General features: G+C 67.9%; 12 protein-coding genes. 5 read left to right on the top strand and 7 right to left on the bottom strand.

The window, feature by feature from the left end; genetic code table 11:
* Nucleotides 1–37 precede the first annotated feature (37 nt).
* The 3 genes from ACLQ28_RS31020 to ACLQ28_RS31010 all read right to left on the bottom strand — a co-directional run bounded on the left by ACLQ28_RS31020 (nt 38) and on the right by ACLQ28_RS31010 (nt 2859).
* A complete protein-coding gene (locus ACLQ28_RS31020) occupies nt 38–268 on the bottom strand; it encodes a hypothetical protein (protein ID WP_425689812.1) in 231 nt (76 codons plus the stop codon).
* A 260-nt stretch (nt 269–528) separates the two neighbouring features.
* Nucleotides 529–1914: a DUF4241 domain-containing protein gene (locus tag ACLQ28_RS31015; protein WP_425689811.1), complete on the bottom strand. Its 1386-nt coding sequence runs from the start codon at nt 1912–1914 to the stop codon at nt 529–531.
* Between the two features lie 459 nt (nt 1915–2373).
* The gene (locus ACLQ28_RS31010; RefSeq protein ID WP_425689810.1) at nt 2374–2859 is read right to left on the bottom strand and encodes a YcxB family protein; all 486 of its coding nucleotides are present in this window, start codon (nt 2857–2859) and stop codon (nt 2374–2376) included.
* Between the two features lie 358 nt (nt 2860–3217).
* On the opposite strand from ACLQ28_RS31010, the gene ACLQ28_RS31005 reads away from it, so the two are divergent.
* The gene (locus ACLQ28_RS31005) at nt 3218–3679 is read left to right on the top strand and encodes a DUF6924 domain-containing protein (protein WP_425689809.1); all 462 of its coding nucleotides are present in this window, start codon (nt 3218–3220) and stop codon (nt 3677–3679) included.
* 242 nt (nt 3680–3921) lie between these two features.
* Here ACLQ28_RS31005 and ACLQ28_RS31000 read toward each other — a convergent pair whose 3' ends face one another.
* Nucleotides 3922–4527 carry a TetR/AcrR family transcriptional regulator gene (locus ACLQ28_RS31000; protein WP_425689808.1) on the bottom strand — a complete coding sequence of 202 codons (606 nt, stop codon included), beginning with the start codon at nt 4525–4527 and terminating at the stop codon, nt 3922–3924.
* Between the two features lie 88 nt (nt 4528–4615).
* Here ACLQ28_RS31000 and ACLQ28_RS30995 point away from each other — a divergent pair, with 88 nt between their 5' ends.
* A complete protein-coding gene (locus tag ACLQ28_RS30995) occupies nt 4616–5638 on the top strand; it encodes an aldo/keto reductase (RefSeq protein WP_425689807.1) in 1023 nt (340 codons plus the stop codon).
* Between the two features lie 195 nt (nt 5639–5833).
* On the opposite strand, the gene ACLQ28_RS30990 is transcribed toward ACLQ28_RS30995, so the two are convergent.
* Nucleotides 5834–6991: a nuclear transport factor 2 family protein gene (locus ACLQ28_RS30990; RefSeq protein WP_425689806.1), complete on the bottom strand. Its 1158-nt coding sequence runs from the start codon at nt 6989–6991 to the stop codon at nt 5834–5836.
* A 94-nt stretch (nt 6992–7085) separates the two neighbouring features.
* On the opposite strand from ACLQ28_RS30990, the gene ACLQ28_RS30985 reads away from it, so the two are divergent.
* The 3 genes from ACLQ28_RS30985 (at nt 7086) to ACLQ28_RS30975 (ending at nt 9769) form a co-directional block, all read left to right on the top strand.
* A complete protein-coding gene (locus ACLQ28_RS30985) occupies nt 7086–8018 on the top strand; it encodes a LysR family transcriptional regulator (RefSeq protein WP_425689805.1) in 933 nt (310 codons plus the stop codon).
* Between the two features lie 765 nt (nt 8019–8783).
* The gene (locus ACLQ28_RS30980) at nt 8784–9542 is read left to right on the top strand and encodes an ALF repeat-containing protein (protein WP_425689804.1); all 759 of its coding nucleotides are present in this window, start codon (nt 8784–8786) and stop codon (nt 9540–9542) included.
* 62 nt (nt 9543–9604) lie between these two features.
* A complete protein-coding gene (locus tag ACLQ28_RS30975; protein WP_425689803.1) occupies nt 9605–9769 on the top strand; it encodes a hypothetical protein in 165 nt (54 codons plus the stop codon).
* Nucleotides 9770–9973: 204 nt separating this feature from the next.
* Here the strand turns inward: ACLQ28_RS30975 and ACLQ28_RS30970 are convergent, their stop codons facing one another.
* Both ACLQ28_RS30970 and ACLQ28_RS30965 read right to left on the bottom strand, forming a co-directional pair.
* Complete coding sequence (locus ACLQ28_RS30970) at nt 9974–11197, bottom strand: helix-turn-helix domain-containing protein (protein ID WP_425689802.1); 1224 nt, start codon at nt 11195–11197, stop codon at nt 9974–9976.
* Nucleotides 11184–11345, bottom strand: a complete 162-nt coding sequence (locus ACLQ28_RS30965) for a hypothetical protein (RefSeq protein WP_425689801.1) — start codon at nt 11343–11345, stop codon at nt 11184–11186. The genes ACLQ28_RS30970 and ACLQ28_RS30965 overlap by 14 nt, the downstream gene beginning before the upstream one ends.
* Nucleotides 11346–11496 lie beyond the last annotated feature (151 nt).

The raw sequence follows: 11496 nt of genomic DNA, 5'->3' as shown, positions 1-11496 counted from the left end.
GCACCTTCTACCAACGGTCCAAGCAGCCTGACTAACATCAACACATCGACCCTGTCCGTCGAAACGGGTCAAGCCCAACCCACCTGAACACCCATGCGGTCTCGGGGGTTCCGAAGCCTCCGCGGAGGATGTCGTTGAAGGCATCGAGGCTTCCGTTCCAGGTGCCGTGACAGAGCAGCTGCGAGAACTCGCGTACAAAGCCGGCGAAGTCGACGAACGAGGCTCCGTCGATGACGAGCACGGGAACGGCATCGCTCTGGTTGGTCACGAGGCAAGTATGAGCGCGACCCACAGCGTCCGGATCTGCCGCGAGGCGCGCTACGCAGTGTCCCGCCGAGCTGACCTGAGTGCCGTCCAACGTAGCCGAGATGAGGACGTTTGGCCGGCACGGTGACCGGCGGCGCGCATGCCGACTACCGCTATTAGGACCTCTTTGTCCGGTCGGATCAGCGGGGCGGACCGGGGCCTTCGGCCTGGGCTCGCCGACGGGCTTCGCCAGGACCCGGCCGCCGTTGGGCGGGCGGTGCGTCAGCGACGGCTGACCTGCTCCTTCTTGGCGGCGATGCTGGCACCAACAGTGGCCAGGAACTCGGCGGTTGCCTCGGGGTCTGCTGGCTTCGGCTCCGGTCGCACGCCGCTGCCCGTCGGGGTTGGGGTGAGGAAGACGGTGGTGTCGGGTGCGGTGGGCGGCAGGGGCTTCATGTCGTGGAGGACGAGCATGTCGGCCACCAGGCAGGTGACATCGCCGTCGGCGGTGCGGCCGATCCAGACCGGGTAGGAGCCGTCGCCTCTCCCGCTCGGGTAGGCGATCAGATTGGTGCCGGTGGCCGGGTCGGCGGCCTCCGTCTCCTTGTCATCGTCCCGGGCGCCGCTCTGTTGCCGGTGCTCGTACGCTGCGGCGAGGGCGTCCCGCCCTGACGCGTCCAGGAATGTGCCCATGCCGGTGTCCACTCCGAAGCCGTAGAACTCGTCGTCGCCGAGCAGCCGTATGTCCTGCCCAGGACGGACCGCGAGTTCCCAGCTTGCGGTGGGCTTGTCGAGGATCCGCAGCATGGCGGCGGTCGTCTCGTTCCAGCCTTCGCTCTCCCACCGCATGCCGGCGATCAACAGGGGGTGGTCTCCCGCCGGGATCGTTACCGTGTACGGCTCATCGCGGCTGCCGAGGGTGCCGGGGTCGGCGGCGATCACTGCGCCGGTAGGCACTCGCAGTACCCCGGCGGGTTGGGGTTCGGTAACGATCGCAACGCCGAACTCGGTGTCGGTGAACCGACTGCCCGGGGTGAACAGCGCCTCCAGATGGCGGGGCCGCAGGCCCGACGGAGCCCGCCACAGCGGCGGTGCGGCCTCCCGGTGCTCCTGGTCTTCCTTGTGTTTGGCGGGGACGAGCGTCACGTCGCCGGCACTGGGTTTGAAACCGAGCATCCGGCCGTCCGCGTACGCCGTCCAGTCGCCGAACGGGGCCTTGCGCAGGGTCCGGTGCCGCTCCGGGATGTCGTGGCTGGTCTGGAAAAGGCCGCCATGGTCCAGCTGCACACCGGCGGTGTCACTGTCCGGCCGGGCCGTGAGGGTGAAGTGCCAGCCGCGCTCAGGGAATTCCGGCTCGTCCGCAGACGCGTAGCGCCACTGCTCGTATTGGCGCAGATCGAGCAGGCCCGGCTCGTCGAGCTTGCGGTAGTCAAAGGCACGGTCGCGGCGGCCATGCTCCTCGAAGAGGAACAGGCCCAGGTAATGGCGCCCCCAGTCGATCTGCAGCAGCGCCCTCGGCCGCGCGTCGGCGGTGAGCAGCACCGCGTAAGGCTCTCCGACCGAATCGCGCTTGCGCGCCCCGTCCACACCCATCACGCCGACAGGCTTCCGGCTCCCCGGATCCCATCCCGCGCAGTAGGTGACCTCGACCGCGCTCTCCTCGGCCACGCCCTGCTCCGCTCTCTCAATCAGTGACGAGCTGATCCGGACAGTAGCCACCACCACGGGGAGTCCGCCTACCAGCGCTAGGCAGGTCAGGAACACCAGACCGGATCGCCGGCGGCCGAAAGCCCCGCCGGCCGAACCGAACTTCCGCAGACTTCCCCATGAACCACCACGATCTGGAACTCCTCGGGCGCGGTCGGTCGCCCGAGCGTCACCGGCATCACGCTGGGTCGACATGACGTCATGATCCCATGGGTCTCCAGTCATCCATTCGGCTCCCGCCGCCGCAGACACGACCGCTTCTGCCGCACCGCGCGCCCTAATGCCGCGATCCGTGCGTTGCGCAACTGCCGTACGGGTTACTGGCCGTAGCCGAGCGGTCGGCTGCTGCGTGCGGGGACGCTGTCGACGTGCTGCACAATTCGGCGGTCGCGCTGCTCGGGCTGGCCGCGTCGGGGACGGTCACCCGGCGAACTCGGGACGCCCGATGATGAAGTCGTCCACGATCCGTTGATCCTCGGGCGAGAACGCCGCCCGCGGCACCGGGATCTGGCTCATTCCGTACTTCAGCAGCCAGGTATGGCGTCGCCGCCGAATCCGGGTGATGCCGGACCAGTCGATCTGGGTCCGGCTGCTCGCGGTCTGGATGTCGACGCCCGACGTGCTCACCCCGTACTGGAACGGCTCGACGAAGAGGCGGCGCTGCAGCAACCAACTCAGTACCGGAAGGAGTTCTGTCACGGCGAGCGCGGCACACAACACCAGCACGAGGTAGAGCAGCCGACCGTTGAACCCGGTCAGTGTCGCGAGCAGCGTGGCCAGCAGCACAACCAGTGCCGCGAGGGCGAGCAGGAGCATCCGCATGACGCGTTGCCAGCGGCCCTGGGCGTCTTGGCTCATCCGCCGCAGCAGGCCGTACGTCATCTGCACTTCCCCGGTCACGTGCACGTGCCGCAGTATGGCACGGCATCGCCGCAAGTTGCGCGTCGCGCAGCGTGACAGCGATGGCCGCCCGAAGCGTCGGGAACCTGCCGAGTGAAGAGCATGTCCACCACGTCAGACAGCTATCCGGCATCTGGGTTGCACCTGCGGAGCAGACAGCCTTCGCCGAAGACCGAGACCCCCAACCGCGCCCATGAGGCCCTCTGCCCGTGCGGACGGACTTCCTGTCCCTACTGCGGGGACTCAGTATCGGATCTGCCGCGAACCGCTCCCTACACAGCGTCATGGCCGGGAGTTGGCCGGCGTGCTGTCAAGCGCCGGCGAGTGCCGCTCGATGTTGCCGACTTGGCCTATCCTCGCGTGCGTGGTTGAGCGCATGTGGCACCAGAGCTCCGATGTTTCCCTGGTCATCCGGACCGACTTTGCTCATTCGCGGGAATGGATAGAGATTCAGGAGGCGATCGTTGAACCACAGACGGACGGCGGGTTCACTGCGTTCGTAACGTTCGTCGATGACCATGCGTACGACGGAACCACGCCGGCGCAACTGCTGGAGACGGTGCCCGCAGACGTTCACCATGCCGTTGCCTTCCTCGTCGATGCGAAGGCGCTAACGCACTCTGACCGGCCGATTCTCGCAGTCAACCTCTATGACTACGTGGAAGATCTGGAGGATCCGGGCAAGGGGCCCCAGTACGGTGCCACGTTCCGAGTCGTGCCATCCGAGATGTGGTCGGTTCAGAATAACCTCACGATCTCGAACATGGACTGGGAAGAGTTCGCCGGCAATGTGGATGCCGACGGTGTCTTCCGCGGCTTCGAGTAGCGCGTATCCCGGCGTACGGATTTGCCGCGATCCGGTCGCTACGCAGCATCACGGTGTGCAGCGACGCCCCCGGCTCACGGACATGCCGAGTTGAGGGCGATTGCGACCGCCTGCGGGAGTGAACGCACAACACTGCACGCAATGCCGGTCGGTAAGCGGCTCAACCATCGGGAGTCGGGTGGGCGGCTGGGCACTGTGTCCGGCCGCGGCTCCGGATCCGCCATGCCTTATGACGAGTTAGGTCAGCGCTGGGTGTCGATGGACCGTAGTCCATCGACGAGGAGCGCGACCATGCGGCGGCCGTAGTCCGGCTCCTCGTCCGGTAGGGGTGCGCACAGTTTCGCGACCGCGTAGAGAAGGTCCTGCGAGCTAACCACGGCCCGGATTTCGTCGGCCGCAGTCGCGGCATCGAGCAACGACCCCAGCGCTGGTCCCAGCTTCTCCATCAGGTAGCCGGAGAGGCCGTCGAACGCCGAATCGCCGGAATGCAGCGCCGCGGCGAACCCGCGTTTGGTCACGACGAACGCGGCGAGCCGTTCGAGCCACCTCGCGAGGGCGATGCCCGGCGGGTGCTCGGCGGCCAGTGCAGGCGCCGCATCGGCGCAGGCGTCGATCTCGCGCTCGATCACTGCCTTGATTAGGTCGGAGCGTTGCGGGAAATGCCGGTAGAGGGTGCCGACGCCGACACCGGCCAGATCGGTGATCTCCTTCGCAGGCGCGTCGACGCCCGACGTGCCGAAGACCGTCTTCGCTGCATCCAGCAGCGCCTCGACGTTGCGGCGCGCGTCGGTGCGAATCCGGCGCGGTGCGCTCGCGCCCGTTCTCGAACCGGCGGTGTCGTTGGACACGGTAACCCTCCTTGCCTTTCCGGAAAAGCTTTCCGTATAGTTCCGGAAAGAGATTCCGCTTCACTCACCATACCGCTAGGAGACGCTCATGCAGTACCGCACCCTGGGCCGGACCGGCATCAAGGTCAGCCCGTACGCACTCGGCGCGCTGATGTTCGCCACGTCGGTAGGCAACTCCGATCCGGAGGACTCGATTCAAGTGATCCACAAGGCGCTCGACTCCGGCATCAACCTCATCGACACCTCCGACGTCTACGGCGACTCGGAGGAGGTCGTGGGCCGGGCGCTCAAAGGGCGGCGGGACACCGTCGTGCTCGCCACCAAGTTCGGCAGGCCGACCGGCACCGACCCCAACCAGCAGGGCACCTCCCGACGCTGGATCATGACCGCGGTCGAGAACTCGCTGCGTCGCCTACAGACCGACCACATCGACCTCTACCAGGTGCACAAGCTGGACCCGGACACGGACATCGAGGAAACGCTCTCCGCGCTCACCGACCTGATCCGCACCGGCAAGGTGCGGGCGATCGGATCGTCCAACACGCCGGCCATCGACATCGTCGATACCCAGTGGCTTTCCCAACGGCACGGGCTGGCACGCTTCCGCACCGAGCAGCTACCGTACTCGATCCTCAACCGCGGCATCGAGAACGACGTACTGCCGGCAGCGCAGCGCTACGGCCTCGGCACCCTGGTGTGGGGCCCGCTCGGGCAGGGGATGCTCACCGGCCGCGTCCGCAAAGGTCAGCAGAACGACCTGAGCCGCGCGCGCTACTTCAAACACCTCAGCGACGAGCGCCGCATCGACATCGTCGAACAACTCATCCCGCTCGCCGACGAGGCCGGCCTGCCGCTGACCCACCTCGCCATGGCCTTCACCATCGCGCACCCGGGCGTCACCAGCACACTGCTCGGCGCGCGCACCATGGAACACCTCGACGACCTACTCAGGGGCATCGGCGTCGCGCTCACCGACGACATCCTCGACCGGATCGACGAGATCGTTCCGCCCGGCACCGACGTCACCCGCCTCGACCAGGCCTACGTGCCCCCGCCAGTCCTGGACCCGGCCCTACGTCGCCGACCGGCCGGCGAACGCAGCGCTGCCTGAAAAAGGGACACCACCGCTATTGGACCAGCAAACATCCGGATCAGCCACGATCCGGGCGCCGGCGTCTCGACCGCAAGGTCACGTGCGAACATCTGGCCGCGATCCGGTCGCTACGCAGCATCACGGTGTGCAGCGACTCCCCCGGCTCACGGACATGCCGATGAGCGGATGGCGGTCACGAGCGCTTCCCGTCCTTCAGGCGCTCCGGTGGTAGGCCTTGTTGGCGATGCGCCAACTGCGGTCGACACGGACTAGCAGAAAGACGTCGGTGAAGGTGTCCGCGCCGTGCCAGAGCGTCATCGACGCGGTCGCAACGGTGCCATGGACGTCGATGGCGTCGATGCGGCGGGAGCGGGTTGGTTCGTCCGGGGCTGGCAGACCGCGAAAGAGAGCGCAGTACTCGTCCAGGCGCCACGACACGAATTCGCCATCCCGGATTCCCTCAATGTGGGCGGTGGGCAAGAACGCGTCGCGGAAGTGGGCGGGGTCCGCGGTGGCGTGTCCACGGATGTACGCGCGGAGCGGTTCAAGCACCGCGTCACCTACGGCGGGGGTGGTGGCGGCAACGGCGACATCTGTTTCAGGGTCGGCAGGGGTGTCGGCCAGATCGGCTGCGCCACGCAGGGGCGTGTTTGACGCGGCGGCCAGCAGTGCCATGTCCTTGGCCAGGGCGCCGATCGTAAATTCGGCCGTGGCCGTGGCCGGCTGGCCTGTGAGGAAGGTTCGCTTGCGGGCGACGAGCCCGCCGAGTTGGCCGAGTTCGAGGACGTCCAGCACTTGGTCACGTGGCAGGCCCAAGGCGTCGGCTTGCCGCAGTGAGTCGCGCAGCGCGAGGACGGCGCCCGCGAGACTGCTGTTGGCGACCAGCTTGAGTGTGGCGGCGGTGGCGATGTCGTTGACGTGCCGCACGGTGCCGAGCGCTTCCAGAACCGGCCGGACACGATCGAGCGCGTCTTGGTCGGCGGCAGCGAGAATCTGCAGCGCACCGGCGGTGGCAGCCGGTACGGAGCCGAGCACCGGTGCGTGGACGTAGGACGGACCGAGCCGCCGGGCCATCCGCGACGCCTCCTCGGGCGCGACGGTGCTGGTATTCAGCACGATCGTGTCCGTTCGCAGCGATCCGCTGACCCGATCGAGGACCTGCTCGCACGCTTTGCCGTCGAACAGAGCCAGGAGTGCGATGTCGGCCTTCGCCACGGCCTCGTTCGGGTCGCCGGTCGTCTCGACAGCGCCACCCGTGCGCCCGGAACGTGTCCAACCGACGACGTCCCAGTCGTGGTCGGCGAGTCGTGTCGCTATCGCGGAGCCCATACGGCCCAGGCCGAGGACGGCGATCGTGTGCGGTGCGGTCATGGATCCCACTGTCGGGCACCGCGACGGATGCGACAAGCGCAGAGTTAGCAGGGCAGCGATGCGGTTCACGCATACCGGCTGGCATACTCGTGCCATGGAGTTGATCGCGTGGCGTGCGTTTGTGACGGCGTGCCAACTCGGATCGCTGTCGGCGGCGGCCGCCGAACTCGGTTACACACAGTCGGCCGTCTCGCGGCAGATCGCCGGGCTGGAGCGCCGGCTCGGAACGCCGCTGGTGCAACGGCACGTGCGCGGCGTGCGTCCGACGCCTGCCGGCGAGGTGTTCCTTCACCACGCCCTGGTCGTGCTGAAGGAGTTCGACCGTGCGATAGGCGCTGTACGGGATGTTCGTGACGGGGCGCTCAGCCGGCCGCTGACCGTCGGCGCGACTCCGTCTCTGGCGGCTGGGATAGTGCCCGCGGCGATCCGCCGCCTGGTGGACGGGGCCGGCCCTCTCCGTTGGAGGCTGTTGCCCGGGTTGAGCCCGCAACTGCACGACCGCGTGATCGCTGGCGATCTCGACGTCGCCGTCGTCACCGACGCGCCACCGGGGTTACCCAACGACCCGCGTGTCGAACGACGGTTCCTGGGGATGGACGAGATGGTTGTCGTGCTGCCCGTCGGCCATACATGGGCCGGGCGCGGTCCGGTGCACATCCAGGCGCTTGCCAACCAGACCTGGGTCGAGGATAACGACGGCTCGGCCGCGCTGCTGCGCCAGCACGCCGCCCGCGCCGGAGTCACCACGCATATCGACCTCACTGCGGCCGATCTGCCCGGCAAGGTAGCCCTGGTCGCAACCGGCCACGCCATCGCCCTGATACCCGGGGTGCTGACGTGCGCGCTGCGAACCGACGTCACTACGGTGACTCTCGTCGATCCCCCAACCCGCGGTATCTACATGATCACACCACGTCGCGCCCCACACCCATCCGCGACGCCACTGTTCGACCAGCTCGTGTCAGCATTCGGGCCACGGCGACCCACCCCCGTCGCACTGAGCCCAGGTGAAAGCCGCCCTTGTTGATGCGTACGGCGCGTGCGGCTCCGCACCCAGCGTCAAAGCGGGTGCGCTTGTCGAGCACGACGATTCGAAGAAGCCGCCGATCTGAGGCTTGGGCCCGCACGCACAAGCCAGCCGTCAAACACCCGTGGCGCAGGCTGACGGCGGAATCGCGACCGGCCTGAGCAAGGTCACATGCACGGATCTGCCGCGATCCGCGCGGCACGCAGCGTGACGGCTGGAGCTGCCGCTCGCCATTCGGAACTAGCCGCGAACCGCTCCCTACACAGCGTCATGGCCGGGAGTTGGCCGGTGTGCTGTCAAGCGCCGGCGAGTGCCGCTCGATGTTGCCGACTTGGCCTATCCATGGACTGGGAAGAGTTCGCCGGCAATGTGGATGCCGACGGTGTCTTCCGCGGCTTCGAGTAGCGCGTATCCCGGCGTACGGATTCGCCGCGATCCGGTCGCTACGCAGCATCACGGTGTGCAGCGACGCCCCCGGCTCACGGACATGCCGAGGAGCGTGCTTCGGCTTATGGCTCGGGCTGCGCTTCACCAACCGACGCGGTCGGTGCTCAAGGGCTCAGGTAGGACCAAACGGGCCCGCGCGGATCGCGGAGACCTTGTATGTTTCGCACCGACGATCGCGAACGTGAGTGAAGGGGAAGAACAGTTCACATGCGACGGAAGATTATGGCTGGCGTCCTCCTGGCGTTGGCATGCCTGGTCCCGGCGACATCGGCGGCGGCTCAAACCAGATCACCCGGGCTCGCCGAGACATCCTGCCAAGTGATCGTGTACACGGATGTTCGCGAGCTTGTCACCGTCGACCTCGATACCGCCTCCGACACCGAGGTGCGGGTGCTGGCCAACCAGATCCTGGCCAGGGCAGTCGCCGACTCGTTGATCGTGTTGCCCGAAAGAATCCAGGCGCGGCTCGACGGCACCGCAAATGACCTCCGCACGTTCCTCAAGACGAACCTGCAGACCAGCTGGTCCATCGATCTGCGGATCAAGGCGAACCAGACGATGCCGAACGCCGGCGCCAACGTGCAGGCAGCCGCGCAAGAGGCGCTCGACAACGGGACCATCGACGCCCTTCTGACTTACCTGAACCACGGCCTGTACATCGCACGTGCGCTCGACTCCGGGTCCCTCAAGCTGTACGCGGATGTTCGCGAGCTCGTCACCGTCGACCTCGATACCGCCTCCGACACCGAGGTGCGGGTGCTGGCCAACCAGATCCTGGCCAGGGCAGTCGCCGACTCTTTGATCGTGTTGCCCGAAAGAATCCAGGCGCGGCTCGACGGCACCGCAAATGACCTCCGCACGTTCCTCAAGACGAACCTGCAGACCAGCTGGTCCATCGATCTGCGGATCAAGGCAAACCAGACGATGCCGAACGCTGGCCCCAACGTTCAAGCCGCCGCGCAAGAGGCGCTCGACAACGGGACCATCGACGCCCTTCTGACTTACCTGAACCACGGCCTGTACATCGCACGAGCGCTCGACTGCACGTATCAGCCAGCGGCGTCGGCATCGGCCTGACGTCTCGGAGGCCGTCGGGTCTCTTCGTCGGCTGCGGGCGGCGGGTTCGGGTGGGCCGCGCCATGAGTGCGCGACCCACCTCTCGGCGGACCCGACAGGTGGGCAAATCGGCTGATCCGCTCCACGGCCTCGGATTCGAGCTTCCGGACAGCGTCTCCACCCGGCTGGACGCGGCAAGCCAGTGGACCATCAGCCCTCCGGTCAACGGCCAGCACAACGCCGCCTGATTCAGCGACGAGCCGCCCTCGTACCCTCGCTCGCCTTCCGCTTCTACCGCAATCCGCGTGCTACCGCCACTGAACGACGCCCGTCACGAGCGGCTCGGCCCGGCCGCCCGGCGTATCCCTCGGCGCCGCACCCCCGTCACCCGGTCCACCGTGACGCCCCGCCGTGGCCCTTCGCCGTCGCCGTGCGCCGGAGCAGTCAGCCAGTCAGCGAGTAAGGCCGACAAGCGTCGCCAGTCGCGCCACGCCGGCCGGTGCCGGCTGCGCGCGGGCAACATCGGCGATCACGGTACGCGCCAACGGCCGACACCGAACCTCAGCCGGCGCGACACTGTCCGCGTCCACAAGCGCCCGCGCCGCACCGCGCAGGTCACCCACCTGGAGGTACGCCCGCGCGACGTCCACCAGGTACGCGCCCCGATACTCGGCCGGCAACCGCCGCCACGCCTCCCGCCGCACCACGGCTGAGTGCCGGTGCAGCGCCTCGTCGGCGTCACCCCGTTGCGCAGCGGACAGCACCCGCGCCAGCTCGACAGCGATCGGCCCGAAGCTGGTGCGGTGCGTGTCGTCGTACCCCCGAAGGTTTGCGGCAACGCCCGCGGCCCGGTCAATCAACTCATCGGCCCGCCGGTGCTCCCCGCACCCGCCGGCGGCGAGCGCGGCCTGCACCAACAAAGCCCCACCCACCGCCCTCCCCCGGCCCCCTCCCCCGTGATCAAGAGGTTTGCGGGCGGTTTGATCTCCGAAACTGACGCAAACCTCTTGATCACCGGAGCGGGTTGCGGGTGGAAGGACACGGTTGGCGGCGGGGAGCAGGGCGGTCAGGGCCAGGCGGTCGCGGTCCTGGGCGCGCAGCGCCTGGCCTACCGAGATGGTGGCCGTTGCCGCCAGGATCTGGTTGTCTCCGGCGGTGGCCATCGCGCGGTCGGCGGCCAGCCAGGCCAGGTCGGCCTCGCCTAGCTTGACCAGCAGCGACGAGGTGATCCGGTACGCCGGCACCAGCACCTCCGGTGACTGCGCGGCCTGGGCGGCATTGAGCAGACCCGGCAGCAGCCGCACCAACTGCCCGTAGTGCGCGTGCTGGTAGGTCAACCAGGCGTACCCGACCTCCCGTCGCAGCTCCTCCGACGGCTGGACCGCGGCATGCGGGGTGTCGTAGCGGGCGAGAGTGGCCCGGATGTCGTCCACCCCGTCCGGCGTGCCCGCCGGGGTGCTCGGCTGCTGGCCGAGCAGCACCTCCGGGTCGACCCGCAGGACGTGGGCCAACTCCTGGATCACCGAGTACCGGTCCAGGGTGCGCACGCCCCGCTCCACCTTGTCCACCCAGCTCTTCGACCTACGCAGCCGGTCGGCAAGCATCTGCTGCGTCATCGACCGCCGCACCCGCCACCGCGCCACCCGGCGTCCGATCGGGACGTCATCGCTGGTCACGCCGCCACCGCCGGTCCGGGACCGCGCGGGTCGTGTCGTCCACGGGTACGCGCTCCGCCTCGGCCTGAGCCAGGAGACGCTGTTTGGCAGCCTCCCGCTCGGCCGCCTCGAACTGCTCACCTTTACTCGCTGACTCGTCACCCTGCATAGCCACCTCCGTCAAGCCGGGGGCGCGACGCTCAGACTTCACCGCCACCCAGGACTCCTGCAATCAGCGAAGCGGGCTGCCGGTCGACGGACCAGATGGCAAGCAATGCGCTCGGTTGCGCTGCTCAGGACGTGGGTTGCGCAGGGTTGCG

The sequence above is a fragment of the Micromonospora sp. DT201 genome (genome assembly GCF_049841575.1).
Classification (GTDB): Bacteria; Actinomycetota; Actinomycetes; order Mycobacteriales; family Micromonosporaceae; genus Micromonospora.
The sequence above is the reverse complement of the archived record's forward strand: the minus strand, read 5'-3'. Positions and strand labels throughout refer to the sequence as shown.

Excerpts from the sequence above, each read along its gene's own strand:
- ACLQ28_RS30965 (WP_425689801.1), bottom strand. The coding sequence starts at position 11,345 with ATGCAGGGTGACGAGTCAGCGAGTAAAGGTGAGCAGTTCGAGGCGGCC.
- ACLQ28_RS30975 (WP_425689803.1), top strand. The coding sequence starts at position 9,605 with ATGAGTGCGCGACCCACCTCTCGGCGGACCCGACAGGTGGGCAAATCG.
- ACLQ28_RS30995 (WP_425689807.1), top strand. The coding sequence starts at position 4,616 with ATGCAGTACCGCACCCTGGGCCGGACCGGCATCAAGGTCAGCCCGTAC.
- ACLQ28_RS30990 (WP_425689806.1), bottom strand. The coding sequence starts at position 6,991 with ATGACCGCACCGCACACGATCGCCGTCCTCGGCCTGGGCCGTATGGGC.
- ACLQ28_RS30985 (WP_425689805.1), top strand. The coding sequence starts at position 7,086 with ATGGAGTTGATCGCGTGGCGTGCGTTTGTGACGGCGTGCCAACTCGGA.